Annotated in this window: 23 protein-coding genes; 14 read left to right on the forward strand and 9 right to left on the reverse strand. The window is 73.5% G+C overall.

Features of this window, described 5'->3' with window-relative positions; all coding sequences use genetic code 11:
* Nucleotides 1–122 precede the first annotated feature (122 nt).
* Complete coding sequence (locus tag IE98_RS42280) at nucleotides 123–368, forward strand: helix-turn-helix domain-containing protein (protein WP_234443487.1); 246 nt, start codon at nucleotides 123–125, stop codon at nucleotides 366–368.
* Between the two features lie 474 nt (nucleotides 369–842).
* Nucleotides 843–1,253, forward strand: a complete 411-nt coding sequence (locus tag IE98_RS50050) for an integrase core domain-containing protein (RefSeq protein WP_199922894.1) — start codon at nucleotides 843–845, stop codon at nucleotides 1,251–1,253.
* A 44-nt stretch (nucleotides 1,254–1,297) separates the two neighbouring features.
* On the opposite strand, the gene IE98_RS0110565 is transcribed toward IE98_RS50050, so the two are convergent.
* The 3 genes from IE98_RS0110565 to IE98_RS0110575 all read right to left on the reverse strand — a co-directional run bounded on the left by IE98_RS0110565 (nucleotide 1,298) and on the right by IE98_RS0110575 (nucleotide 5,014).
* Nucleotides 1,298–2,953, reverse strand: coding sequence for a pentapeptide repeat-containing protein (locus IE98_RS0110565; protein ID WP_234443488.1), 1,656 nt, complete (start codon nucleotides 2,951–2,953; stop codon nucleotides 1,298–1,300).
* 483 nt (nucleotides 2,954–3,436) lie between these two features.
* Nucleotides 3,437–3,733: a hypothetical protein gene (locus tag IE98_RS0110570; protein ID WP_030267772.1), complete on the reverse strand. Its 297-nt coding sequence runs from the start codon at nucleotides 3,731–3,733 to the stop codon at nucleotides 3,437–3,439.
* Nucleotides 3,734–4,231: 498 nt separating this feature from the next.
* Nucleotides 4,232–5,014 (reverse strand): hypothetical protein, encoded by a 783-nt coding sequence (locus tag IE98_RS0110575; RefSeq protein WP_052390380.1) that lies wholly within the window; start codon nucleotides 5,012–5,014, stop codon nucleotides 4,232–4,234.
* A 284-nt stretch (nucleotides 5,015–5,298) separates the two neighbouring features.
* Here IE98_RS0110575 and IE98_RS0110580 point away from each other — a divergent pair, with 284 nt between their 5' ends.
* The gene (locus IE98_RS0110580; protein WP_030267774.1) at nucleotides 5,299–5,544 is read left to right on the forward strand and encodes a hypothetical protein; all 246 of its coding nucleotides are present in this window, start codon (nucleotides 5,299–5,301) and stop codon (nucleotides 5,542–5,544) included.
* 61 nt (nucleotides 5,545–5,605) lie between these two features.
* On the opposite strand, the gene IE98_RS0110585 is transcribed toward IE98_RS0110580, so the two are convergent.
* A complete protein-coding gene (locus IE98_RS0110585; RefSeq protein ID WP_030267775.1) occupies nucleotides 5,606–6,190 on the reverse strand; it encodes a TetR/AcrR family transcriptional regulator in 585 nt (194 codons plus the stop codon).
* Nucleotides 6,191–6,291: 101 nt separating this feature from the next.
* Here IE98_RS0110585 and IE98_RS0110590 point away from each other — a divergent pair, with 101 nt between their 5' ends.
* Together IE98_RS0110590 and IE98_RS0110595 are read left to right on the forward strand one after the other, a co-directional pair.
* Complete coding sequence (locus IE98_RS0110590; RefSeq protein WP_052390381.1) at nucleotides 6,292–6,669, forward strand: nuclear transport factor 2 family protein; 378 nt, start codon at nucleotides 6,292–6,294, stop codon at nucleotides 6,667–6,669.
* Nucleotides 6,670–6,679: 10 nt separating this feature from the next.
* A complete protein-coding gene (locus IE98_RS0110595) occupies nucleotides 6,680–7,228 on the forward strand; it encodes a methylated-DNA--[protein]-cysteine S-methyltransferase (RefSeq protein WP_030267778.1) in 549 nt (182 codons plus the stop codon).
* Between the two features lie 34 nt (nucleotides 7,229–7,262).
* On the opposite strand, the gene IE98_RS0110600 is transcribed toward IE98_RS0110595, so the two are convergent.
* Nucleotides 7,263–8,330, reverse strand: coding sequence for an ATP-grasp domain-containing protein (locus IE98_RS0110600; RefSeq protein WP_052390382.1), 1,068 nt, complete (start codon nucleotides 8,328–8,330; stop codon nucleotides 7,263–7,265).
* Between the two features lie 487 nt (nucleotides 8,331–8,817).
* Here IE98_RS0110600 and IE98_RS0110605 point away from each other — a divergent pair, with 487 nt between their 5' ends.
* On the forward strand, nucleotides 8,818–10,242 hold the full coding sequence (locus IE98_RS0110605) for a family 2B encapsulin nanocompartment shell protein (protein WP_078660921.1): 1,425 nt from the start codon (nucleotides 8,818–8,820) through the stop codon (nucleotides 10,240–10,242).
* 147 nt (nucleotides 10,243–10,389) lie between these two features.
* On the forward strand, nucleotides 10,390–11,439 hold the full coding sequence (locus IE98_RS0110610) for a family 2 encapsulin nanocompartment cargo protein polyprenyl transferase (RefSeq protein WP_030267782.1): 1,050 nt from the start codon (nucleotides 10,390–10,392) through the stop codon (nucleotides 11,437–11,439).
* 72 nt (nucleotides 11,440–11,511) lie between these two features.
* Here the strand turns inward: IE98_RS0110610 and IE98_RS0110615 are convergent, their stop codons facing one another.
* On the reverse strand, nucleotides 11,512–12,543 hold the full coding sequence (locus IE98_RS0110615; RefSeq protein ID WP_030267783.1) for an NAD-dependent epimerase/dehydratase family protein: 1,032 nt from the start codon (nucleotides 12,541–12,543) through the stop codon (nucleotides 11,512–11,514).
* Between the two features lie 140 nt (nucleotides 12,544–12,683).
* On the opposite strand from IE98_RS0110615, the gene IE98_RS42290 reads away from it, so the two are divergent.
* The 3 genes from IE98_RS42290 to IE98_RS0110630 all read left to right on the forward strand — a co-directional run bounded on the left by IE98_RS42290 (nucleotide 12,684) and on the right by IE98_RS0110630 (nucleotide 15,716).
* The gene (locus IE98_RS42290; RefSeq protein ID WP_043173895.1) at nucleotides 12,684–14,144 is read left to right on the forward strand and encodes a DUF1254 domain-containing protein; all 1,461 of its coding nucleotides are present in this window, start codon (nucleotides 12,684–12,686) and stop codon (nucleotides 14,142–14,144) included.
* Nucleotides 14,145–14,290: 146 nt separating this feature from the next.
* Nucleotides 14,291–14,833 (forward strand): SigE family RNA polymerase sigma factor, encoded by a 543-nt coding sequence (locus IE98_RS0110625; RefSeq protein WP_030267785.1) that lies wholly within the window; start codon nucleotides 14,291–14,293, stop codon nucleotides 14,831–14,833.
* A 121-nt stretch (nucleotides 14,834–14,954) separates the two neighbouring features.
* Nucleotides 14,955–15,716, forward strand: coding sequence for a hypothetical protein (locus IE98_RS0110630; RefSeq protein WP_030267786.1), 762 nt, complete (start codon nucleotides 14,955–14,957; stop codon nucleotides 15,714–15,716).
* A gap of 55 nt (nucleotides 15,717–15,771) precedes the next feature.
* Here IE98_RS0110630 and IE98_RS42295 read toward each other — a convergent pair whose 3' ends face one another.
* The gene (locus tag IE98_RS42295; protein ID WP_159400875.1) at nucleotides 15,772–17,928 is read right to left on the reverse strand and encodes a BACON domain-containing protein; all 2,157 of its coding nucleotides are present in this window, start codon (nucleotides 17,926–17,928) and stop codon (nucleotides 15,772–15,774) included.
* Between the two features lie 261 nt (nucleotides 17,929–18,189).
* Between IE98_RS42295 and radA the strand changes: the two genes are divergently transcribed.
* Nucleotides 18,190–19,722, forward strand: a complete 1,533-nt coding sequence (gene radA / locus IE98_RS0110640; protein ID WP_030267788.1) for a DNA repair protein RadA — start codon at nucleotides 18,190–18,192, stop codon at nucleotides 19,720–19,722.
* Between the two features lie 178 nt (nucleotides 19,723–19,900).
* A complete protein-coding gene (disA, locus tag IE98_RS0110645) occupies nucleotides 19,901–20,959 on the forward strand; it encodes a DNA integrity scanning diadenylate cyclase DisA (RefSeq protein ID WP_030267789.1) in 1,059 nt (352 codons plus the stop codon).
* 345 nt (nucleotides 20,960–21,304) lie between these two features.
* Here disA and IE98_RS0110650 read toward each other — a convergent pair whose 3' ends face one another.
* Nucleotides 21,305–22,129, reverse strand: coding sequence for a hypothetical protein (locus tag IE98_RS0110650; RefSeq protein ID WP_159400876.1), 825 nt, complete (start codon nucleotides 22,127–22,129; stop codon nucleotides 21,305–21,307).
* Nucleotides 22,130–22,308: 179 nt separating this feature from the next.
* Here IE98_RS0110650 and IE98_RS0110655 point away from each other — a divergent pair, with 179 nt between their 5' ends.
* Nucleotides 22,309–23,034 carry a rhomboid family intramembrane serine protease gene (locus IE98_RS0110655; RefSeq protein WP_030267791.1) on the forward strand — a complete coding sequence of 242 codons (726 nt, stop codon included), beginning with the start codon at nucleotides 22,309–22,311 and terminating at the stop codon, nucleotides 23,032–23,034.
* A gap of 83 nt (nucleotides 23,035–23,117) precedes the next feature.
* The gene (locus IE98_RS0110660; RefSeq protein WP_043173925.1) at nucleotides 23,118–24,008 is read left to right on the forward strand and encodes an A/G-specific adenine glycosylase; all 891 of its coding nucleotides are present in this window, start codon (nucleotides 23,118–23,120) and stop codon (nucleotides 24,006–24,008) included.
* Nucleotides 24,009–24,073: 65 nt separating this feature from the next.
* Here the strand turns inward: IE98_RS0110660 and IE98_RS0110665 are convergent, their stop codons facing one another.
* Entirely contained in the window at nucleotides 24,074–25,663 is a 1,590-nt protein-coding gene (locus tag IE98_RS0110665) for an MDR family MFS transporter (RefSeq protein WP_078660912.1), read from the reverse strand.
* Nucleotides 25,664–25,763: the final 100 nt, after the last annotated feature.

Genomic DNA, 25,763 nt, shown 5'->3' on the forward strand with positions numbered 1-25,763 from the left:
TTGTGGCAGGACTCGTTTCTTGCAGGTCCTGTTGCTTGAAGGAGTCTGACCGATCATGGTGAGACCACCGGCGCTCCCGCCGGAGGAGAAGGTCCGGATCGTGCTGTCGATCCTGGCCGGTGATGACCGTCGCCGAGGCCGTGCGACGGGCGAAGGTGTCCGAGCAGCCGATCGGGACCTGGAAGCGCCAGTTCCTGGAGTCCGGCCGGGCTGGCCTCGCCGGCAAGTCCGGCCCCAGCACCCGGGAACAGCAACTCGAGGCCCAGGTGGCGGACTTGACCCAGGCACTGGGTGAGGCCGCAGTCGAGTTGCGGGTGTGGAAGAAGTCCGCGGAGGGCCGGCTGGGCCCTTCGAGGACCTCGAGGTGATCCGCACCGAGGCGGGCATGCCGACCGCGAGGTTCTGCCGCCTGATCGGCGTGCCCGAGCGGACCTGGCGCCGCCACCAGTACCGCGCCCGCCATGGAGCGCAGACCAGAGGTCCGTGGCCGCGCCCGGCCCGCGAGGGCGTCCGGCAAGCCGCACGCCGGCACGCGCTCGCGCATCGCAGGTCACCGTGCTGCGACTGCTGCGGGACGAGGGCCGGCTGCTGGAGGCGAACTACCAGCGGGAACGGCGGCAGCTCGCCGCTCGCCGCAAGGCCGCCTTCGCGACCGAGCCGACCGGCCCGAACCAGGTCCGGCAGCTGGAATTCTCCGAGTTCGAGACCGCCCCGGGCGGACCCGGCGGCTCGCGGGCTGCCGGGACTACTGGTCGAAGTACGAGCTCGGCCGGCACGTCTCGCCCACCGCGAACCAGCACGACGCGATCGCTGCGATCGAACTCGTCTTGAGGGAAGCGGAGTTGCTGTCGGGAAAGCCGCTGGCCGAGCTCGCCCCGCGCGACGCGGACGGCACCGTGCTGCCGCTGGTCACCATCGTCACCGACAACGGCGGACCGTTCCGTTCGTTCCGATTCGAGGCGTTCATCGCCACCCGCCCCGAACTGCGGCACGTCCGCACCCGGGTCCGCACCCCGGGCCAGAACGGCTCACGCGAGCGCGGCTTCGGCTCGCTGAAATACGAGGCGCTGTTCCTGGAAGAGATCCCCGACGCCCTCGACCTGGTCCGCCACGCCGAGGACTACCGGCGCGAGTACAACACCGTCCGGCCCCACGAGGCCCTCACCCGGAACCGACCCCACGACGTGCACACCGGCCTCGCGGACCCGCTCGTCCCCAACTTTCCCGAACCCGAAAACCCGCCAACTGCTTGACGCGGGACACGGCCAGGTGGGAGCCGCGGGAAGTCGGAGCTGCGCTACCGCTTGACGCGACTCCGGACGGCGAGGACGGCGAGGGCAAGAAGGACTGGTTCGAGGATCCGGGACGCCATCTCGATGAAGGTGCCTGTGGTGGTGAGGTACTGGCCCGAGGAACGAAAGACCACCGAGTTCACGACGACGCGGGCAGCGCTCTCCGCCCGCTGGGCAGTCAGGCGCTGGTACATGGGGCCGGTGAGCACGGGGTCGGGGCTTTCGGTGGTCAGGGCGATGGTGCCCCCGGTGAGGCTGCCGACGCTGTGAGGCATGGGGGCATTCGTGGGCAATCCCCACAGGACAAGCGTCAGTACAGTGACGGCCATGGCCACCCCCAGACAGGCTAGGGCACGGGAAGCGCGCAGTCCGTAGCCGGAGATCAGCCAGTAGGCCCACAGCAGTCCTCGTTCACCGGCGGGTGTCCCGGCCCGATTATGGCGGCGCATCTCCATCTCGCCGTAGTAGAAGTCCGCTGCGCCGGGCTCGTTCTTGCCATCCTCGAATGTCTTGCGCAGCTGCCGATAGATCGCGGCCACATCGTCCAGCCCAGGGGCGAGACCGGGATCGGGATGATGCGGACTGCTCTGCCATCCACGCGGCGGGGCCGGGTTGCCAGCCATCAGCGCGCGCCAGTGGTGCTCTTCGGCCACGGTGCGTCGGCGGGCCCACCGGCACGGCCAGATCTTGTGACGCCAGTGGATACCGCTCGGAGTGCGAGCGAAGGTGCAACGGCCTTCCAGGCGGAGCTGATCGAGATGGAAGGTACCGACGAAGAGGCAAGCCGACAGGTCGGTCCCAGCCAGGACCAGATGCGCAGCGTCCACTCCTCGGATGGATACCACCCGCACGTCGGGGTCGTGGCCGCACAGCATGCCCTCGTCTGATGCTTTACCTGCTGTGGTGGAGAACGGGGCCGGCATGGCCGTGACGGCAACCGGGGACGACAGCACAGCGTCAGTGAGGTCGACGGTGGCGTAGCGCAGCCGCAGGGTGGCTGTCGACTTCCAACGTGTCCGCGCGCAGCTCAAATGCTGTGCCGCGACTTCCATCGTCACTGGCGCCTCGAACAGCGCGCCGGAGACATCAACCGTCTCCCCGCACACGAGCGGACCGAGCAGCGGAACGTTTGCCAAGAAGATCGCCCCGCTGAACGTGGCGGTGCCGGCGACTGCCGCACCGCCGAAGCAGGTAGGGCCAGTGAACGTCGTCCTGGCGAACCCGGCGTCGCCGGCAAACCTCGCGTCGCCGAACTCGGCGGGGCCCGTGAACGTGGCTTCGCCGAACCCGGCATGCCCGGTGAACGTCGTCCTGGTGAATCCGGCGGCACCAGTGAACATGGTCCTGCCGAACCCGGCGGTACCTCTGAACATCGCCTCGCCGAACCCGGCGTTGCCTGTGAACGTCACTCCACCGAACCAGGCATGCCCGCCGAAAGCCGCGCCACCGAACCAGGCGTCACCGCCGAACGTGGCCCCGCCGAAGAAGGCAGTGCTGCTGAACGTCGCCTCACCGAAGCCCACGATGCCGGCCGACGCCGCCCTGCTGAACCCGGCATGCCCGGTGAACGTTGCGAGCCGGAACCTGGCTTGGCCGAACGTCACATTGTCGAACCTGGCAGTTCCAGCGAAGGTGGCCTCGTCGAACGCCGCGATACCCATGCTTGGCTGCCCGGTGACGGGATCGAGGAGAGCGTGGAGGAGGGCTCGGAGGAGTGGTTCGGTAAAACGGGTACCGCGGTGGTCGATGTCATCCCCGGGAGCCAGGGCAGCTAGGTAGGCGTGTCGGTCGCTCTCGGACACATGGGCCAGGCATGCGGTCTGGCCGGGGAGTTGCGCGCCCGGGCAGCCGCTCGGATCATTCGCGGCCTCTGGGCTGTGCCCACAACGGGCCCACGAAGATGAGGACCGCGTCAGAGATGGTGGCGTTGTCATGGTCTGGACTCCACCGGCTCACCGGCATTTGGCTGGCACGCCGCATCTGGTCCTGGCAGCGGACATGACTTGCCGTTGTCTGTCCTCGAAGTCCGGTCCGAGAATTCTGTAGCAGAATCCGCCTTCGCCGTCGAGAGGTCATTGCCGGCCTCCGGTTTAATCTATACCTCTTGGCCGTGGCCGCCGATGGCAGAGGAGTGCGGGACGGGATCAGGCGCCCACGTGGTTGAATACCGGGTAAATCTTGGGTTGCACGTCCGGGGCGCCGATCTCTTCGAGAATCGGCATGATGATCTGGCCGAACTGCTGAAACGCTTCCTCGGACTCCCAGATGTCGATGGCGATCCAGCCGTTAGGCGTAGGCGCAGCAGTGTGCGAGATGAGACCAGGAACGGGCCAGTCCGCCGGACTCTTGACGGGGCCGCGGCCGCCGGTCAATCTGTCCGATCCCTGTTCGTAGGTTGCTTGGGTCATGCCGGGGACTTCAAAAATTGCAAGGACTGCCATAATGCGCTCCTTCGCGGAAGCCTGCCGAGCCCGTTCAGTCGACCATCCATGCAGGTTCACTGCACGTCGGTCTGAGCCGTACGGGTACGCATAGTGCGCGGACCAGATGGAGCAGGATCCACTTCGGCATGCTGCCGTGCAGCAAGCGAGAGCAGGGGGATCCCCGGGCTCGCTTGCGGGCCGACCGAGTCGGCTTTCCCTTTCTCCTTAAAGCTGGCTTCTATAACGCGCACCTCCCGCACACAAACAGTCATGCACATTTACGGCGCTGGCTAGACCTCGCGGCATCCGGTTGATCGCTGCGCGTCAGCGGGGCTGGCCCTCGGTCTGAAAATTCGAACGGTCACACTCGCTGCCGCGAGGGGGAACGACATCAGTTGCTGACACCAACGCGAGGGGATGCTGAGCGACCGTCTGGCGCAGGCGGCGATAGACGATGCCGTGACGGGGACATCCGACCCAGTGTGGCTGAATGCTTGATCGGGCTTGTTGCAGCGGTCAGGTGCACTTCACCGTCGTGGTGAACAGGGAGACCGCGGTGACCTTGCCGGCGGCGGTGGCGAAGACCATCTCCCAGCCCGGGGCGTCGGCGAGGTGGCGGCTGTACCCGCCCTCGACGGGTTCGGCGTCCGGGTAGGCCTTCTTCAGGTCCGCCTCGGAGGTGCCGGCGCCGATGCCTTCGGCGGTCCGGGCCTTCGGCGGGGCGACGAGCTGCTTGAGCTGTCCGGTGGTGCCGAACTTGGCTCCGCCGGCCGCCTCGAAGGCCTTCTGGCTCTCGGCGATCAGCTTCGTCTCCTCGGCGACGGCGGCGGCCGACTCGGCGAGCTGCCGGGCGAGTTCGGCCGACTTGCGGGCATCCGTGGCCGCTCCGGACCCGCCCGCCGTGTCGCCGGTCCCCTCGGTCTTCCCGGTCTTCGCCGTGACGGCCTTCTCGGCCGCGATCACGGCCGGGTCGGGAGCCGAACCGTCCGCGTACCCGAAGAGGCCGCACCCGGTCGGGGCGGACATCGGTTCCGTCCGCAGGGCCCCGCCGGCCAGGGCCGCGTCCTTGGTGGTGCCCGGTCCGAGACCCCGGTAGCCCTTCGGCCCGAAGACCTCGTCCCGGGCGGCGGCGTAGCCCTTGCCCGCGTCCCGGCCGGAGCCGGAGCAGGCGGTGCCGCCGGCGATCACCGCGGCGGCGGCCAGCGCGGCGCACAGCAGCCGCACGCCGCCTCCGCGGTGCGGGACCGGCCGCCCGGGCACCCGGAACGGAGGCGTGGTCTGCTGCAGGGCGTGCGTCATGGAGGAACCTCGTGGTGCAGGGGAGCGGAAGGCCGCCGGGCGGTCCCGCCCGGCCCGCCGGGGACGGCGGCGCCGCCACCCGCGCCACCCGGCGCGGTGTCCCGGTGGCCCGGGGTGACCGGCCGAGAGCCTGCCAGATGGTTCGAGGACGCCTCAAAGGGTTTGTTCGATCACCGGGGACGGGCGGCGCCGGGTTGGGCGCGCCGGGGGCCGCCCGGCGGTCGTACGGTGGACGAGGGGCCGTAGACGCCTGGCGGCAGGCGTGAGACCCACGGGAGGTCGCGATGCCCGGTTCTGTCACGATCGGCCACACCGACGCGCTGGTGATGCTGAGCCACGACGACGCCCAACGGCTGTCGACGATGCTCGGGGAGATGGCGCACATGCTGGAGTCCTCCGGCGCGAGCCGGCTCGGCGACGCCCAGGTCGACGAGCTCTGCCGCGGCCGGGAGGCGTCCCGGGAGGCGTCCCGGGAGGAGCTCACCGGCTGGTGCCGGAACCTCTCGCAGTTCCTGGCCGAACACCTGTGATCCGACGCCCCGGGCCGGACTGACGCGGGACCGGTGCCGGTCCCGCCGCCCGGGGCGGCGATCAGCCTGCGCCCGCGCGCGCGGCGAGCGCGTCCAGCACGGCGTCGACCTCGGCGCCGACGGCGGCCAGGGCGGCGGTCGGATCCGCCGCCCTGGCCAGCAGCATGCCCGCTTCGCAGAGCGCGCCCAGCAGCAGGTGCGTGCGGATCTCCGGGTCGCTGCCTGGCGATGCCGCGGCGAGGCCGCGGCGGAGCAGCGCGGTGGAGTGCTCGGCCTCGATCGCGCGGACCTCGTCCCAGCCGAGCACGGCGGGCCCGTCGAGCAGCAGGATCCGCCGGGCTGCCGGGTCGAGGCAGCCGCGGAGGAAGGCGTGGCAGCCGGCCCGGACGGCGGCCCAGGGCGCGAGGCCGGCGGCGGCCCCTGCGAGGCCGCGGGCGCGCTCCTCCTCGGCGCGGGCGAAGACGGCGCGCAGCAGCGCGGGCTTGCCGTCGAAGTGGTGGTAGACGGCGCCCTTGGTCAGGCCCGCGGTACGGGCGATGCCGTCGATCGAGGTGGCGGCGTAGCCGGCCGTGCCGAAGTGCTCGGTGGCCGCGTCGACGATCTGCCGGGTGGTCGCCCCGGACCGGTCCGCCTGGGTGCGTCTCATGGATCCGCCGTCTCCCGCCTCGGTGTTGACACGCATACTAGCGGTACGTAAGTTACCTACCCAAGGTACGTACTTCGAGTATGCAACTGAGGGGGTGGACCGTGGCCGATGGGCACCGGGACTTCGTGGAGCGCTGGGCGGCCTTCTGGGCCGCACCGGATCCGGCCGGGCTGGACGGGCTGAGCGCGCCGGACATCGTGCTGGAGTGGCCGGGACGCGAGGAGCCGATCCGCGGGCTCGACGCGTGGCGGCAGCAGGTCGCCGGAGCGCTCGCGCGCTTCCCCGGCCTCGTGCTGGAGGTCGTCGCGGACGCCGCCGACGGCGACACCTCGTTCGTCGCCTGGCGGGCCGCGGCCTCCGTGGACGGCCGCGCGGTGCACTGGCAGGGCGTGGACCGGATGGAACTGCGGGACGGCCTGGTCGTGCGGTCCGTGGTCGTCTTCGACACGGCGCCCCTGCGGGCCCCGGCCGCGGGGTAGGTTCGCCGGTATGGAGCCGCTGTCCTGGATCGACGTGCCGACCCCGCTGCCGACCGGCCCGATGCGGCTGGCGGTCACCCCGACGGGCGTCGCGGCGGTCTCGTACGCGGGCGTCCCGGCGGCCGCCACGGGGGCGCCGGAGTGCACCGACCGCCGGGTGGTCGAGGCGGTGACCGGGCAGCTGGCCGAGTACTTCGGCGGCGGCCGGCGGGTGCTGGAGCTGCCGATCGACTGGCGCCTCGCCACCGGGCCGCACCGCGTGGTGCTGGAGCGGCTGGTGGCGGACGTCGGCTACGGGCGGACCATCACCTACGGCGAACTAGCCGCCCGCAGCGGGGTCTTCGAGGACGTCGCCGAACCCGGCCTGGCCGCCCGCACGGTCGGGCAGATGATGGGCGCCAACCCGCTCGCCCTGCTGGTGCCGTGCCACCGCGTGGTCGCCTCCGACGGCCTGGGCGGGTTCGGCGGCGGACCGCAGGGGCTGGAGACCAAGCGCTGGCTGCTCACCCTGGAGGGCGTGCTGCCGCCCACGCTGGACTGGGACGGGCCGGTCGGCTGACCGGCCGGTCCCCGCACGTCGCCGCGGCCGGGGGTCAGACGGCGGCGGCCGCCGCCCCGAGCTGCCAGTCGTGGGTGCGCTGCCGCGGCAGCACCGGCTGGATGCCGGAGACCAGGGTGTACTCGGTGTCGAGCAGGTCGGCTGCGAAGGCGGTGGACGGGGTCTCGCCGAGCGCCAGCTGCACCGCCGTCCAGGGCAGGTTGAGCCCGCAGAGCCGGAGCTGGTGCAGCCCGCCGGAGGGGCGGGTGTTGACGTCGAGCACGACCGGGCGGCCGTGGTGGTGCCGGTACTGCACGTTGGAGAGGTAGGAGACCCCGAAGGTCTCGACGAGCCGGCGGGTGGGCTCCAGGTACCGCGGTTCGGTGGTGAAGGTCCGGCGGCGCCGGGTCTTCGTCCGGCCGACCGCGGCGAGCAGCCGGCCGTCCGGGGAGGTGAGGCAGTCGACCGAGACCTCCGGGCCCTCCAGCAGCGGCATCACCAGCAGGTCGGCCGGCTCGGGGCTCTGCTCCAGGGCGTTCAGCACCTGGTCGAGCTGGACGCTCGCGTCGGGGAAGCCGGCGAGCCGGCGCAGGCTGAACGGCTCCCTGGTGAGCACCCGGAAGCCCTCGCCGCCGGCGCCCGAGGCCGGCTTGAGGCAGGCGGTCGAGCCCTCCGCCTCGATCTCCTCGACCGCGGCGAGCAGCTCGTCGGCGGTGCGGACGTGCCGCCACAGCGGCACCGGCAGGCCGGCCGCGGCCATCGCCGCGTAGCCGTCGGCCTTGCTCTCGAATACGGCGATCGCCGCGGCGGACGGGCACACCAGCGCGGTGCCGATCGCCTCGAAGTCGCGCCTGCGCAGGGATATCGCGAGTTGGCCCAGCCGGGGGAGGAAGACGTCTATGCTGTGCCGGGCACAGAATTCCAACGCGAATTCCACATAGGCCTCGGGGGAGAGGCCTTCGGGTTCGAGCGATCCGAAGTCCGCGGCGGCGAGCACCGGAGAGTCCGGGTCGACGTGTGTGGCATGGATCTCGACCGGGCGCGGAGCGGCGCGCAACAGGTCGATGAAGAAGACGTTCTCGGCGTAGGTACGGTTCAGCCAGACGCGAACGGGGGCGCTCACGGGGGTCTCCCTGGAAAAGGGCGCAACGGTGGGAGGGCGCGGTCGGGCGGCCTGCCTGCCGGCGTCTTGCCGCGCTCTTGAGGTGGCACCTTAGCGCCCGGGCCGGGCCGGGCGAACGGGGGGTGGGGTGTTGTGGTGGCGATCGGTCAACATTCCCGCGCACCAGCCTAGTTGATGATCGATGACGGGACCGTGACGTCGGGTTCCGGCATGTTGCGGTCAGATGAATTCGGCGCCGGCCGGGCCGGGCGGTGCGGCGGGTGGCCCGGCGGCGATGGGCGTGCTCATGACGGCCGCGGGCCGCGGCGGCGCCGGTGCGGTGTTCGGCCGACGGTGCGCATTTTCGAGTGCGTGCTCTATTCGTACTATTTGCAGGTTTCAATTGACCACTCGTACGAGTGATTGCGGACGGGGCCGAACGGGCGTCAGCATATTTCGACAAAGCGACACGTCCGGTGTGCGCACGCTCAGCGCGAAGGGTTCCTCGATGTCGACCGAAACCAGCACCGGTGTTCCTGCGCAGGGGGGCGGGTCGCAGTCGCGGCAGCAGTCCAGCCTGAGCACGGCCGGTGCGCGGAATCTGGCCAGCACCAGCAAGTCGGCACCCCAGATGCAGGAGATCAGCTCGCGCTGGCTGCTGCGGATGCTCCCCTGGGTGCAGGTCTCCGGCGGTACGTACCGGGTGAACCGCAGGCTCAGCTACGCGGCCGGCCGCGGCCGGGTCGCCTTCGCCCGCACCGGCTCGCGGGTCGAGGTCGTGCCACCCTCGCTGCGCGAGCTGCCACTGCTGCGGGACGTCCGGGACGACGCCCTGCTCGCCGCCCTGGCCGCCGGCTTCGGCCAGCGGGAGTTCCGGGCCGGTGAGCAGCTGGCCGCCGCGGGCGACCCGGTCGGCGAACTGCTGCTGATCGCGTACGGCAAGGTCGAGCGGCACGGCACCGGACGCTACGGCGACGCCACCGTGCTCGGCTCGCACGCCGACGGCGACCACCTGGGCGACGAGGCGCTGCTCGACGCGGACGCCCGCTGGCCGGCCGGCCTGCGCGCCACCACGGCCGGCACCCTGCTCGCCCTGCCCCGCGCCGCCTTCGAGCAGGTCGCGGCCGCCGCACCGGAGCTGCGCGAGCGCGTCCGGGCCCTCGCCGAGGGCGGTCGGCGCCCGCAGAACAAGCACGGCGAGGCCGCGATCGGGATGTCCGCGGGCCACACCGGCGAGCACGAGCTGCCGGCGACCTTCGTCGACTACGAACTCGCCCCGCGCGAGTACGAGCTGAGCGTCGCGCAGACGGTGCTTCGGGTGCACACCCGGGTCGCCGACCTCTACAACAAGCCGATGGACCAGACCGAGCACCAGCTCCGGCTCACCGTCGAGGCGCTGCGCGAGCGCCAGGAGCACGAGCTGGTCAACAACCCCGAGTTCGGGCTGCTCACCAACGCGGACCACGGCCAGCGGATCCAGACCCGCTCCGGCCCGCCCACGCCCGACGACATGGACGACCTGCTCAGCCGCCGCCGCGGCACCCGGTTCTACCTGGCCCACCCCAGGGCGATCGCCGCGTTCGGCCGCGAGTGCAACCGGCGCGGCCTGTACCCCGGCACGGTGGAGGTGCACGGCCGCCGGGTGCCGGCCTGGCGCGGCGTGCCGGTCCTCAGCTGCGACAAGATCCCGATCGCCGACGGCACCAGCTCGATCCTGGCCATGCGCACCGGCGAGGACAAGCAGGGCGCGATCGGCCTGCACCAGACCGGCATCCCGGACGAGTTCGAGCCGAGCCTGTCGGTGCGCTTCGCCGGCATCGACGAGAAGGCCGTCATCTCCTACCTGGTCACCGCCTACTACTCCGCCGCGATCCTCGTGCCCGACGCGGTGGGCGTGCTGGAGAACGTCGCCCTGGACGGCCCGCGCGGCTGATCCGCACTCCCGCACCCGCATCGGCACGCGGACCGGCACGAGAGCACGAGAGCACGAGAGCACGACGGCACGAGGCAGGACACAGCACCACGGCACGGGCGGCGCCGCACCGCCGCCCGTGCCGTCACACCGAGGGGGAGGACCACCATGGGGATCTTCGCGCCGGAACGCGACCAGACCGACGGGAACGAGGCCGCCGACGTGCTCGCCCGCGCCCGCAGCGCCGTCGACCCCGGCCTGCGCGCCGCCGTCGACACCCTGCCGGGCTCGATGCGCCGCGTCGCCGGCTACCACTTCGGCTGGTGGGAGGCGGACGGCACGCCCGGCGCCGCCGACTCCGGCAAGGCGATCAGGCCGGCGCTGGTGCTCGCCGCCACCCAGGCGGCCGGCGGCCTCCCCGCCGCGGCCGTCCGGGCCGCAGCCGCGGTCGAGCTGGTGCACAACTTCACGCTGCTCCACGACGACGTCATCGACCGCGACCGCACCCGCCGCCACCGCCCCACCGCCTGGCGGGTGTTCGGCACCACCGAGGCCATCCTGGCCGGCGACGCCATGCACTCCCTGGCCCTCCGGGTCCTCGCCGAGGACACCCACCCCGCCGCCCCGTCGGCGGTCCGCAGGCTAGCCGACTGCGTGGTCGAACTCTGCGCCGGCCAGCAGGCCGACTGCGCCTTCGAGCAGCGCACCGACGTCACCCTGGCGGAGTGCCTCGCCATGGCCGAGGGCAAGACGGGCGCGCTGCTCGGCTGCGCCTGCGCCGTGGGCGCCCTGTACGCCGGGGCCGGCGAGGCGGCCGCGGACGTGATGGACGCCTTCGGGCGGGAGATCGGCCTGGCCTTCCAGTTGATCGACGACCTGATCGGCATCTGGGGCGATCCGGCGGTCACCGGCAAGCCGGTCGGCGCCGACCTCGCCGCCCGGAAGAAGTCCCTGCCGGTGGTGTACGCGCTCTGCTCCGGCACCGAGGCGGCGGCCGAGCTCGCCGCGCTCTACGCACTGGACCGCCCGCTCGACGCCGTCGAACTGCAGCGGGCCGCAGCCGCGGTGGAGCAGGCCGGGGGCCGCAGCTGGGCCCAGGGCGAGTCCTGCGAGCGGATGGCCTCGGCCATCGCCCACCTCGCCGAGGCCATCCCCGACCCCTCCGAGGCGGACGACCTGCTCGCCCTGGCCGAGCTCGTCACCCGCCGCTCCCACTGACGGGCCGACGCCCTCGGCGAGGAGCGGGGCAGCGGGGGCAGGGGCAACAGAGGTAGGGCGGCGGTGCGGCCCTCAGGCGCTCCCGTCCGTACCCGGTGCCCCGGCCGCGTGGGCGAGGAGCATCCGCTCCTTCTCCTCGGGGATGCCCAGGGGTGTACCACCCTGGGTGTACGGGGTGTCGCGGGGGCCGCGCCGTCCGAGCCAGGCCCAGGTGTCGCGGACGGTCTCCTCGACCGGGCGGTTGCGCAGACCGGCCTCCCGGCCGCGGGTGGTGTCGGCCTGCCAGATGCCCGCCCAGTCGGGCTGGCCGGGCGTCCACAGCGGCAGTTCCGTCCACGGCGCGACCTCGGCGGCGAGCAGCACCTCGTCGTCGACCGGGACGAACTCGGCGTCGGATCCGGTGGCTTCGGCGCAGGCGCGCAGGAAGCCGCCCATGGTGGTCCCGCCGGCCGGCCCGGTGGTGATGTACCGGCCGGTCCGGCCCTGTTCCAGCAGGCCGAGTCCGAAGGCGGCGAAGTCGCGGGCGTCGATCAGCTGCATGGCGCGGTCGGGGTCGCCGGGGAGGATCACCTGCCCGCCGCGGGCGATCCGCTCCAGCCACCAGAGCAGCCGGCCGACGTTCTCGTGCGGGCCGATCAGCAAGCCGCAGTTGAGCAGGGTGGAGTCGTCGCCGAAGTTTTCCGTCACGGCGCGCTCGCAGCCCGCCTTCAGCGCGTTGGCGGGCGGCTGGTCCGGCGGGGTGTCGGCCGGGCAGTCGAAGGTGGCGGAGGTCTCGTCGACCGGCTTGCCCGGCCAGTCGGAGAAGGCGTGGACGGAGGAGACGAAGCTGTAGTGGCCGGCCCGGCCGCGCAGCGCCCGGGCGGCCGCGGCGACGGCGTGCGGCTGCTGGCCGGAGGTGTCGACGACGGCGTCCCAGCTGCGGCCGTCCACGAGCCGGGCGAGGTCCTCCGGTCTGGTCCGGTCGCCGTGCACGGCCTCGACCCCGGGGCGGTCCGGCCCGGTGATGCCGCGGTTGAAGGTGGTGACCCGGTGACCGCGGGCCAGGGCGTCCGAGACGTAGGCCCGTCCGAGGAAGGACGAGCCGCCGAGCATGAGGATGTTCATACCGCTGACCCTCTCCGGCCCGCTCCGTCCGTACACGGGCGTTCACTCCTGGCGGAGCGGGCGGCATCGTCGGCTGCCGGCGGGTCCGACGGGTCATTAGTCTCACTCCGTACCGATTTGTCCGACGGGAGTGTGGCGGCATGGGTAATCCGGTCCTGGTGGACGAGGCCACGGTGCGGGGCACGGCGGCGGAGGCCTGGATCTGGGGGCTGCCGATGCTGGAGAACTACCGGACGCTCTACGCCCGGGCCGTCGACGACGCGGACCCCCGCCATGTCGGCGGCTTCGGCGTCTTCCGCCACTACCCGCACTCCGGCACCCCGGCCGACACCGACCTGGTCACCCCCGACGGCGACACCCCGTACTCGCTGGCCTGGCTCGACCTGCGGACCGAGCCGTGGGTGCTGGAGGTCCCGGCCGCGGACCGCTACCACGTACTGCCCCTGCACGACCTCGATACCTGCTACGTCGGCTTCGTGGGCACCCGCACCACCGGCAACGGCGCCGGCCGCCACCTCGTCCTCGGCCCGGACCACCGCGGCACGTCCGCGGAGGGCTTCGACGGCGTCCTGCAGGCCGACACCCGGCTGGTCGGCATCGTCGGACGGACCCACCTGGCCGGCCCCGAGGACGTCCCCGCGCTGGAGCAGGTCCAGGCCGGCTACCGGCTGCGCCCGCTGAGCGCCCACCTGGGCACCGAACCGCCGCCGCCCGCGCCCGACCCGGTCTGGCCGGTCTGGCGCGAGGAGGTCCTCGACAGCCTGGAGTTCTTCTCCTTCCTGGACTTCCTGCTCGGCTTCTTCCCGGTGCTGCCGGCCGATGCCGACCTGCGCCGCCGCCTCGCCGAACTCGGTGTCGGAACCGGTGACTTCGAACCGGCCGCGCTGCCCCTGGAGATCCGTGCGGCGATGGCGGCGGGCATCGCCGACGCCCGGACCCGGCTGGGCGCGGCGGTCGCCGGGAGCCACGGCTCCACCGCCCTCTTCGGGACGCGGGCCCAGCTCGGCACCGACCACCTCGGGCGGGCGATCGGCGTGCAGCGCGGCCTGTACGGACTGCCGGTCGAGGAGGTCTGGTACACCGGCTGGACCACCGACGACGGCTCCGCGGAGGAGGGCGCCACCGGAGACGGCCACGATGCCGGGCACGCCGAGGACACCGGGCACACCGGGGACACCGGGGACGTCGACGTCGCGGAGGACGCCGGATTCGACGTGGACGCCGAGTTCGGGGAGTTCGGCGAGTACGGCCGCCCGCTGGACGGTTCCGCCCGCTCCTACACCCTCCGCTTCCCGCCCGGCAGCCGCCCGCCCGCCCGGTACTTCTGGTCCGTCACCGTCTACGGGCTGCCCGACCGGTGGCTGGTCGCCAACCCGATCGGCCGGTACGCGATCGGCGACCGCACCCCCGGCCTCCTCGCCGACGAGGACGGCGGCCTGACCCTCCGCCTGCGCCACGAACGCCCCGAGGAGCCGGGCGCGTCGGCCAACTGGCTGCCCGTACCGGCCGGACCGTTCATGGTGGTGCTCCGGGCGTACGGCCCCGAGCCCACCGTCCTCGACGGCCGCTGGCAGCGACCCCCGCTGATCGCCGACCGCTGACCACCGACTGCCGCCCGTCGTCGCGCCCGGTCCGCCCCCTGCGCACGGCCGTCCGGAGAATGGCGTGCAGGCTGTAACGCCGTGCCGTGCCCGCCGCGTCCTACAGGAGGAGGCGCACGGCGGCGACAGGGGAGGAGGGGACGGGCATGGCCGGGGAAGGGCCGGGGCGCGGCGGCAGGGACGACGAGTTCCTGGAGTTCGCGGCGACCCGATCGAACCATCTCTACCGTTCCGCCTGCCTGCTGACGGGCGGTGACACCCACCTCGCCGAGGACCTCGTCCAGGAGACCCTCGGCCGGATGTACGCGGTCTGGCGCACCGGCGGCTGGCGTCCGGGCACCCGGCGGATCGACAACCCCGCCGCCTACGCCCAGGGCGTGCTCTACCGCCTGTTCCTCTCGCACATCCGGCGCCGCAGCAGCTCCGAGCGCCCGGTCGGGGACCTGCCGGACCGGGCCGCTCCGACCGGGGACTCCTCGCTGCGGGTCACCCTGATCGAGGCGCTCGCCCGGCTCTCGCCGCGGGACCGCGCCGTGCTGGTGCTCCGCTACTGGGAGGACGTCAGCGTCGAGGAGACCGCGGATCTGTTGGAGTCGAGTCCGGGTGCGGTCCGGACACAGACCTCACGGGCGCTCACCCGGCTGCGGGCCCTGATCGGCGACGCCCTCCCCGACCTCGCCCTGCGCTGACGGTGCCCGGCCCCGGCCCGAGCACCGCGCTGCCCGAACACCCCCTACGACCACACCGCACGACCACTCCGCCCGACCATCGAGAACCACCCGATCCGACTGCAGAGACGGTGAACCAGCCATGTCCGACTCACCCGAGCCACTCCCCGAGGAGGAGCTCGTCCAGCTCTTCCGGGAGGCCGGTGACGGCTTCCTGGCCGACCGCCCGCAGATCGTGCTCGCCGCGGTGGAACGCGGCCGGGCCCTGCGCCGCCGTCGGACCGCGGCCATCGTCGGAGGGACGGCGGCGCTGGCCGTCATCGCGGGCGGCGGGGCCCTGCTGGTGCCCGTCCCCGGCGGCGCCGGCCGGTCGAACCCGACGGCCGCGGACTCCGCCGCCTCGGGCATGACCGACCAGGAGATGGTGGCGGCACTCAGACCGCACCTGGACGGCTGGCGGATCGTCGACGTCCGCGGCACCGGGACGGCCGGTTCCACCGAAGCCGGAACGGCGCCCCTGGTGGAGATCACCGTGGACGACGGCCACGGTCGGGCCGGCGTCCGGACGGTGGTCTGGCACGACACCGTACGGACGGTGCTGCAGTCCACCGCCTGCCCCGAGCCCCGGCACTCCGAGGTCACCTGCGACCGGGCCGCGCTGCCCGACGGCTCCGCCCTGATGACCTGGAAGTCCGGCTACGCCGACACCGGGGCCAAGTCCTGGTGGTGCCTGCTCGCGACCCCGTCCGGCAAGCGGGTGTCGGTCACCGAGTGGAACTCCTCCGAGGCCGGCGAGACCACCAGCCGCACCGACCCGCCGCTCACGGTCGACCAGCTCCGGGTGATCGCCGCCGACCCGGTCTGGGACCGCGCGGTGGACGACACTGACACCCCGAAACGCTGACCGCACGCCACCGACCGCCCGGCGCGGCGGGGACGGCCCCGTGCCGGGCCGCGGCCTACGGGGTGGTGGCGCCGCCGGAGTGCGGCGGAGGAGCGCTGTCCCGACCCGGGGCGGGATCGCTGCCGTGGGCCGGCCCGGAACCTCCGGCGGACGGCGCCGAGCCGTCACCGGCAGGAGCGGACGCACCGCCCGACCCACCGCCACCGGTGCCGCCCGTGCTGCCTGCACTGCTTGCACTGCCCGTACTGCTCGGCTCCGGGCCCCGGCTGCCGCCGGGCCCGGACGGGCCGCCGCCGGATCCGGTACCGCCCGAGCCCGCGCCGGACGTACCGGTGGACGTACCGGTGGGGGTGCCGCCGGACGTGCCGGTAGGCGTTCCGGGGGCGGGTGAGCCGCTGTCCGAGGGGCCGTCCGGACCTCCGCCGCGTTGGACGGGCCCGCCCTCCAGGGTGACCACGGCCCGGGACGGCGGCAGCGCGATCTTCGCCGTCCAGTGCCCGGCCGGGGCGCGATCCTCGTCCACCGTCACCGTCACGGTGACCCGCTGGCCGGGCTCCAGGGTGCCCTCGTCCCGGCTCAGGCGCAGCCAGTCCACCTCGACCACGGCGTGCCAGTGGAGGGCGGTGCCGCCGGAGTTGGTGAGGGTGACCACCGTGCGGTTGCCCCACTCGCTGGCCTCCACCGTGAGCTGCCCCGGCCGCGCGGGCTGCACCGGCGGCACCGGGACGACCTCGGCGGCCGCCAGCGCGTGGGAGCCGTGCGAGGGCACCGGGACGGCCGCGCCCTCGACCACCGGCAGCAACGTTTCTGCAGCCTGCGCCCCGGCCAGCTGCAGGCTCTCCTGCGCGCCGCCGTTCCGCTCACTGCTGCCGTTGGTGCCGGCATCCCCGCCGTTCGGCTGCTCGGTCGTGGCCGCGTCCGGGGAGAGCCCCGGCGAGTCCACCCGGACGGAGGACACCGGGGAGGCCGAGCCGACGTTCTCGCCGCCGCCGCGGTACGCCGCCCACAGAGCCACCACCGGCGCCGTCAGGACGGCCGCCAGGACGCCCGTGGTCACCACCCGCTGCCGCACCAGGGCCAGCCCCGCGGAGGGGGCCCGGTGCCGCGGGAAGCCGCGCTGGTCGAAGCGGATCGCCGCCGGACCCTGCACGGGTGCCGCGGCCAGCCGCCGGCCGGCTGCGGCACCCGCCAGGAAGGCCGCACCCGCCGCACCGCCCGGGACCTGGGCCGCGGTGGTCGCCACCCGTACGGTCACCGGCGCCGGCAGCAGCGGCAGGCCCGCCGTCCCCGCCAGGTCGGCCGGACCGGGCTGTGGCCCGGCCGCCACCCGCTCCGTGGTGCCCCGGCAGGTCGGACAGTCCACCACGTGCTGCACCAGTTCGCGGCGGAGCGCCGGGCCGAGCACCCAGCCGCTGCGGCCCTCCGCGCCCGTCCCGCCGAGCTGGGCGAGCTCCGGGCAGCCGCCCGCCGCGAGCACCAGCAGGGCCGCTCGGGTGCGCCCGACCTCGGCCGCGGCCGTCTCCAGCAGTTCCTCGGCGGCCGGCAGCGGCACGGCCAGGACCGCCGCGACCTCCTCCGCGGCCAGCCCGTGACGGACCGCCAGCTCCAGCGCCTCGCGCTGCTCGGGGCCGGTGCCGGCCGCCTCCGGCCAGGCCAGCCGGGCGAGCTCCTCGCGGCGCTGGGCGAGCACCGCGGGCCCGGCCGCGCGGGCCGGGGCGATCCCGCCCGGGGCCGCCGCCGTACCCGTGGTGCCGGTGGTCCCGGGCGCGCCCGTGGTGCGCGGGGTGTTCACCGCGCCCGCGGACCGTGCCCCGGAGGACCGCCCGCCCGCGGCGCGGGCACCCGTCGCGGCCCGCCCGGCGCGCAGCTTCCCGACGGGCGCGGACGCCCCGGCCGGGCGCTGGCCGGACGTCGGCGCGGGCTCCCGCACGGGGACGCCGGCGAAGGCGGCGTCGGCCCCGGACTCCAGGCGTCGCAGGCAGCAGTGCCGGGCCAGGGCGTACAGCCAGGCCCGGCGGAGCGCCGGGTCGGCGAGCCGGGCGCCGTGCCGCAGCGCCAGGTCGCGGACCTCGGCGACGGCGGCCACGGCGGCGTCGTGCTCGCACAGGACGGAGAGGCAGTAGGTGAACAGGCCGTCCACGTGCTGCCCATAGGCGCGCAGTACCGGTGGTGCCCCGGTGGCGGCCACCGGGCTCTCAAGCAAGCTCGTCACGGCTTCGACGGTAGGGACGGGATTCGCCCGGTCCGGTGGTTTCCCGGCGCTTGTACTTCTTTCGGGTAACAGCACCGGCCGACCCGTGACCCCGCGTGCACCGGGCCCGCGCGCCGCCCGGATGCTCCACGCCCCCCCTGGCTCCGGGAGGGCCTCCGCGGCCCCGCGGAGCGGCTCCGGCCGGACCGCGGCCGGACCGCGGCCGGACCGCCGCGGGCGGAGCGGCCCGCGTTGTCGGACCCACCGGCTACGGTTGGCCGCATGGCAGCCCGCACCAAGACCACCGCCAAGCCGCGCCCGGCGTACCGCTGCACCGAGTGCGGCAACCAGCTCCCCAAGTGGGTGGGCCGCTGCCCGGAGTGCAACTCCTGGGGCACGGTCGAGGAGTACGGCGCCGTCCCGCTGCGGACGACCGCGGCCGGCCCGGTCAGCTCCCCGGCGAAGCCGATCGGCCAGGTCGACGGCCAGGTCGCGACCGCCCGCACCACCGGCGTGCCGGAGCTGGACCGGGTGCTCGGCGGCGGGCTGGTGCCCGGCGCCGTCGTCCTGCTCGCCGGCGAGCCCGGCGTCGGCAAGTCCACCCTGCTGCTGGACGTGGCCGCCAAGGCGGCGAGCGACCGGCACCGCACCCTGTACGTCACCGGCGAGGAGTCGGCGGGGCAGGTCCGGCTGCGCGCCGACCGGATCAACGCGCTCTCCGAGCACCTCTACCTGGCCGCCGAGTCGGACCTCGGGGCGGTGCTCGGGCACATCGACGCGGTGAACCCGGGGCTGCTGATCCTCGACTCGGTGCAGACCATCGCCTCCGCCGAGCTGGACGGCGCGCCCGGCGGCCCGGCCCAGGTCCGCGAGGTGGCGAACGCGCTGATCAGGGCCTCCAAGGAGCGCGGCATGGCGACTCTGCTGGTCGGCCACGTCACCAAGGACGGTCAGATCGCCGGCCCGCGCCTGCTGGAGCACCTGGTCGACGTGGTGCTGAGCTTCGAGGGCGACCGGCACGCCCGGCTGCGGATCATCCGCGGGGTCAAGAACCGTTACGGGGCCACCGACGAGGTCGGCTGCTTCGAGCTGCACGACGAGGGGATCGCCGGGCTGGCCGATCCGTCCGGGCTCTTCCTGACCAGGCGTGACAAGCCGGTGCCGGGCACCTGCCTGACCGTCACCCTGGAGGGCCGCCGCCCGCTGGTCGCCGAGGTGCAGGCGCTGATGGTGGATTCGCAGATCCCCTCGCCGCGCCGGACGACCTCCGGCCTGGAGTCGCCGCGCATCGCGATGATCCTGGCGGTGGTCGAGCGCCACGGCGGGGTGAAGCTGGGCAAGCAGGACATCTACACCGCGACGGTCGGCGGCGTGAAGCTCACCGAGCCCTCCGCGGACCTCGCCATCGCCCTGGCGGTGGCCAGCTCCTCCTCCGACACCCCGCTGCCGAGCAACCTGGTCGCCATCGGCGAGGTCGGGCTGGCGGGCGAGGTGCGCCGGGTGACGGGTGTCCAGCGACGGCTGGCCGAGGCGCACCGGCTGGGCTTCACCCACGCGCTCGTCCCGCCGGACCCGGGCAAGGTGCCGTCGGGGATGAAGGTCGTGGAGGTCTCGGACATCGGCGAGGCGCTGCGGGCGATCCCGGGCCGCCGCCGCTCCGCCCGGCCCCGACAGGAGCCGTCCGCACCGCCCGCCGCCGCTCCCCGGGGCGGTGCCGGCGACCCGGCGCGGGCGGCCCTGCAGGCCTACGTCCCGGCCCACCCGGACGAGCTGATGGACGGCTGGGAGCCGGTCGGAGCGGACGAACTCGGCTGACTCCGGCCCCGCTATTGCCGCACGCAGTTAGACTTTGCCCTGTCTAATGGGCAATCGGTAATCGGTGCAGTAATAAGCGAGAGACCGTCGGGCGCCGCGCCACGCGGTCCGGCTCGACCGGAGGAGTCACGTGGCAGCCAGCGACCGGGCGGACAGGTCCCCCCGCGAGGAGGCCCTGCTGCGGGCTTCCCTCACTGCGATCGCGCCCGGCACGGCGCTGCGGGACGGCCTGGAGCGCGTGCTGCGGGCCAACACCGGCGGGCTCATCGTGCTGGGCTTCGACAAGAGCGTGGAGTCGCTCTGCACCGGCGGTTTCGTGCTCGACGTCGAGTTCACCGCCACCCGGCTGCGCGAGCTGTGCAAGCTCGACGGCGCGGTGATCCTGGACAAGGACATCACCAAGATCGTCCGCGCCGGGGTGCACCTGATGCCGGACTCCGCGATCCCGACCGACGAGACCGGCACCCGCCACCGCACCGCCGAGCGGGTGAACCGGCAGACCGGGTTCCCGGTGGTCGCCGTCTCGCACTCGATGCGGCTGATCGCGATGTACGTCAACGGCTCCCGCCGGGTGCTGGAGGACTCCACCACCGTCCTCTCCCGGGCCAACCAGGCGCTCGCCACCCTGGAGCGGTACAAGCTCCGGCTGGACGAGGTCGCCGGCACGCTCTCCGCGCTGGAGATCGAGGACCTGGTGACCGTCCGCGACGTGGCCGCCGTCGTCCAGCGGCTGGAGATGGTCCGCCTGATCGCCGCCGAGATCGCCGGCTACGTGCTGGAGCTCGGCACCGACGGCCGGCTGCTCTCGCTGCAGTTGGACGAGCTGATCGCCGGCGTCGAGCCGGAGCGCGAGCTCGTCGCCCGGGACTACTTCCCGGAGCGGGCCGCCAAGAAGGGCCGCACCGTCACCGAGGTGCTCGCCGACCTGGAGGCGCTCACCCACGCCGAACTGCTCGACCTGCAGACGGTGGTCAAGGCGCTCGGCTACTCGGGCTCGCTGGAGTCGCTGGACTCGGCGGTCTCGCCGCGCGGCTACCGGCTGCTGGCCAAGGTCCCCCGGTTGCCGAACACCGTGATCGAGCGCCTGGTGGAGCACTTCGGCGGCTTGCAGAAGCTGCTGGCGGCCAGCATCGACGACCTGCAGACGGTCGAGGGCGTCGGCGAGACCCGGGCCCGCTCGGTGCGCGAGGGGCTGTCCCGCCTCGCCGAGTCGTCGATCCTGGAGCGCTACGTCTGACGCCCGGCGGGCCCGCCGCGGCCCGGAGCACCACCGGCCCGTCCGGTGGGGCGGACGGGCCGGCTGCTGCCACCACTCTGCCGTCCGGCAGGTCCGCGACAAAGAGGCTTTCCCGACACCGCACAGGCTTCACACAGGCGTGCAGCATTCGGGCCCGCGAACCCGGACGTACCGGTGCACACCGCCGCCGACGACATCCGGGCGTGACGCCGCGTCGGACGGCCGACACACGCCCGTCACGCCGCGCGGCGCCGGCACGGCCGAAAACCGCCGTGCAGGGTCCCGCGACCGTACGGAACGGCCCGCCTCCGAGGTGTCGGGGGCGGGCCGTCCGGGTGCCGGGGGTCAGTCCTCCAGGCGGATGGACGTCCGGGCCGAGACCGGGCCGCCGGACGGGCCGGTCAGGTCGGCCTGGACGAGGTAGTTGCCGGAGCCGGCCTGCGTGCCGTCGGCGGAGGCGCACTGCGGCTTGCTGCGGTTGCGGCTCCAGGTGAAGTTCTCGGTGAGCCCGGCGCCGGCCGCCAGCTGCACCCAGGTCGCCTGCCGGCTCGCCGGGCAGTCGCCGGACGACCAGACCCGCTCGCCGCTGCTGGCGGTGACGGTCAGCGTCGAGGCGGTGCGGCCGAGGTCCACCCGGCAGCCGGTGCCCGAGGTGTTGCGGACGGTCAGCGAGAACCGCGGCTTGACCTTGGTGGTGTACGAGTTGAGGCCGCTCGCCAGCTCCAGCGAGACCTGGGAGGCCGCGCAGGCGGGCAGGGCCATCACCTCGGAGGTGTTGGTCGGCGGCTGGCCGCCGCCCGTTCCGCCGCTGCCGGTGCCGCCGGCCGCGGAGCCGTCCGTGCCGCCCGCGGTGCTGCCGGTGCCGTCCGAACTGCCGCTGCCGGTACCGCCGGTGGACAGGCTGACGTCCCCGGAGGAGTTGCTGCCGCCGGTCGCCGCGCCGCCGGTCGAGCCGCCGGTGCCGCCGGGGCGCGAGGTGATCGCGGAGCCGGACGGGCTGGCGCCGGGTGTGATCGACTGGGCCGGGGCCGCCTGTGCGCTCTTCTTCTGCCCCTGCCCGCCGTCGCCCGATCCGGCGAGGAGCCAGAGCACCAGCGCGGCGACCACGGCCAGCGCGGCGAGCACGACAAGACGCCGTCGCCAGTAGATCGAGGCGGGCAACGGTCCCACGGGTTGACGCAGAGAGGGCACGCGCAAACTCTACGAGACTGTGTGCACCCGTTGATGCATCAACACTGTACGGGGATCACTTCCTTCACATGATCCGCCATTTGCTCCGGACGGGCGAGGGCGGTTCAGGCCGGTCCGAGGGCCTGTCCCGGCCCTCCGCGGCCCCCTATAGTCGCGTCATGCCGACCGAGCAGCGCACCGAACCCGACCCGGCCCGGACCGTCGCCGAGGCGCGGCGGGCGTTCTTCGTGATGTTCGCCTTCCTCTGCACGGTGTGGGCCCTGCAACTGGCCAACTGGCTCGGCGACTACGCGCTCACCCTCGACTTCGGCATCCGTTCGCACCGGCTCGAACGGCTCCCCGACGTGCTCGCGGCCCCGCTGCTGCACGTGAACTGGCAGCACGTGGAGAGCAATTCGGGCCCGCTCTTCGTCTTCGGCTTCCTCGCCGCGTACCGCGGGGTGCGGAAGTTCCTCGGTCTGACCCTGCTGGTGGCGCTGACCAGCGGGGCCGCGGTCTGGTTCTTCGAACGCGAGCAGGTGGTGACGGTCGGCGCCAGCGGGCTGATCTACGGCTACTTCGGCTACGTGGTGCTGCGCGGCCTGATCGACCGGAACCTCATCGACAGCCTGATCGGCCTGGTGATGGCTGCCTCGTTCGCCTACATCCTCACCACCGCCGTGCCCGGCACCCCGGGCGTGAGCTGGCTCGGACACCTCGGCGGGCTGGTCGGCGGCCTGCTCGGCGCCTGGCTGCTGCGGGACCGCGGCGCCCGTGCCGCCCTCGCCGGCGGCGGGCCGGTGTCCGCCGGCACGGTGCCCGCCCCGGGCCCGGCCACCGCCGGCGCCCTGCCCGGGAGCCCCCGGGCCGCACTGCTCAAGGAGTTGGACGACCTCGGCCTCTGAGGCACCGCGACGACCACGATCACGAGCCCGGCCCGGTGACGCGGTCCGGCCGTCGCCGGCGGCGTGGGAGGATCGGGAGTGCCATGGTTGCCATCAATGCCACTCCCTCCCGACTGCACTCCGCCGTCATCGGCTGGTACGAGGCCAACGCCCGTGATCTGCCCTGGCGGGACCCGACCGCCACGCCGTGGGCGGTGATGGTCAGCGAGTTCATGCTCCAGCAGACCCCGGTGAAGCGGGTGCTGCCCGCGTACGCGGCCTGGATGGAGCGCTGGCCCACCCCCGCCGACCTGGCCGCCGACGCGCCCGGCGAGGCCGTCCGGATGTGGGGCCGGCTCGGCTACCCGCGGCGCGCCCTGCGGCTGCACGGCGCCGCGGTGGCGATCACCGAGCAGCACGGCGGGCGGGTGCCGGAGGACCACGCGGCGCTGCTGGCCCTGCCCGGCGTCGGCGAGTACACCGCGGCCGCCGTGGCCTCCTTCGCCTTCCGGCAGCGCCACGTGGTGCTGGACACCAACGTCCGCCGGGTGTTCGCCCGGGCGGTGACGGGCGTCGAGTACCCGGCGCAGGCGACCACCGCCGCCGAGCGCCGCACCGCCGCCGCGTACCTGCCCGAGGCCGACGACCGGGCGGCGACCTGGGCGGTCGCCGTCATGGAGCTCGGCGCGCTGGTCTGCACCGCGCGCGGCCCCGAGTGCGCCGACTGCCCGCTGTTCGCCGCGTGCGCCTGGCAGAAGGCCGGCCGCCCGCCGTACGAGGGCCCGGCCCGCCGCGGGCAGACCTACGAGGGCACCGACCGCCAGGTCCGCGGCAAGCTGCTCGCCGTGCTGCGCGAGGCGCACGGCGAGGTGCCGCAGGCCCGGCTGGACGCCGTCTGGCCGGACTCGGTGCAACGGGCCAGGGCGCTGGACGGGCTGGTCGCCGACGGCCTGGTCGAACCCGTCGCCCAGGGTGTCTACCGGCTGCCGGGCTGACCGGCCCGGAGCAACGGACAGGGCCCGCCCGGCACGTGCCGGGCGGGCCCTGTCGTCGTACGGGATCAGACCGCTTCGAGCTGCGTCTCCGGCTTCTGCGCCGCGCCGCTGCGCAGCGGCACCTCGCGCAGGAAGACCGCCGCGGCGACCGCGACCAGGCTGATCACGGCGCCCCACAGGAACACGGTGTGCATGCCGTTGGCGACGGCGTGGTGGTAGGCGTCCTGGATGGGGGCGTCCATCTTGCGCAGCGCGCCCGGGCCCATCTGGCCGAGGTTGGCGCTCTTCGCGCCGGCGGCGCTCCCGAGCCGCTCCTTCATGGTCGCGGTGACCTGGTGGTTGAAGAGCGCGCCGAACAGCGCGACACCGATCGAACCGCCGATGGTGCGGAACAGCGTGGCGGTGGAGGAGGCCACGCCCATGTCCTTGAGCTCGACGCTGTTCTGCGCGACCAGCATGGTCACCTGCATCAGGAAGCCCATGCCGGCGCCCAGCACGACCATCCAGCAGGCCGAGGTGAACCGGCTGGTCTCGGTGCCGAGGGTGGAGAGCAGCAGCGAGCCGCCGGCCATCACCGCGGTGCCGATGATCGGGTAGATCCGGTACTTGCCGGTCTTGGTGATGGCCTGGCCGACCACCAGCGAGATCACCAGCATGCCGAACATCATCGGCATCAGCAGCAGGCCGGAGTTGGTCGCCGAGGCGCCCTGCACGGTCTGCTGGTAGAGCGGCAGGAAGGTCACCGCGCCGAACATCGCGAAACCGACGATGAAGCCGATCACCGAGACCAGGGTGAAGTTGCGGTTCTTGAAGAGCGTCAGCGGCAGCATCGGCTCCTCGACGCGCTGCTCGACGTAGCAGAAGCCGATCAGGGTGGCGACGGCCAGTGCGCCGAGGCCCAGGATCTGCTTGGAGCCCCAGGCGTACTCCGAGCCGCCCCAGGTGGTGACCAGGACGAGCGAGGTGATGCCGACGGTCAGCAGCAGCGCGCCCAGGTAGTCGATCCGGGCGGTGGAGCGGACGGTGGGCAGCTTCAGGGTGATCACGATGAAGGCCAGCGCGAGCACGCCGAGCGGCAGGTTGATGTAGAACGTCCAGCGCCAGCTCAGGTGGTCGGTGATGAAGCCGCCGATCAGCGGGCCGCCGATGGTGGCGAGCGCCATCACCGCGGCGAACATGCCCTGGTACTTGCCGCGGTCGCGCGGCGGGACGAGCGCACCCATGATCGACATCACGCCGACCATCAGGCCGCCGGCGCCGAGGCCCTGCACGGCGCGGAAGGCGATCAGCTGGCCCATCGAGCCGGACAGGCCGGAGAGCGCCGAACCGGCCAGGAAGATCGCGATCGACAGGACGAAGGTGCCCTTGCGGCCGAACATGTCGCCGAGCTTGCCCCAGACGGGGGTCGAGGCCGCGGTCGCCAGCGTGTAGGCGGTGACCACCCACGACAGGTGCTCGGCGCCGCCGAGCTCACCGACGATGGTCGGCATCGCGGTGCCGACGATCAGGTTGTCGAGCATGGCGAGCAGCATCGCGACGACGAGGCCGATCATCACCAGCCGGATCTCGCGCGGCGAGCGGGGGACGGCGTCGACCGCCCCCGCGGCGTCGGCCGCGGGACCGTCCGCGGCTTTTTCTACCTGCTGGTGTGACATCGAGAATCTCCCCGGGAGCGGCTCGGCCGCGTGGTCCGCGGCTTACTTACTTGTCGACCGGCTAGTTATCGGTCGGGTCGCACGGTAAGTTGTCCCCCAG

This window comes from Streptomyces sp. NRRL B-24484, from assembly GCF_000717715.1.
Lineage (GTDB): Bacteria > Actinomycetota > Actinomycetes > Streptomycetales > Streptomycetaceae > Kitasatospora.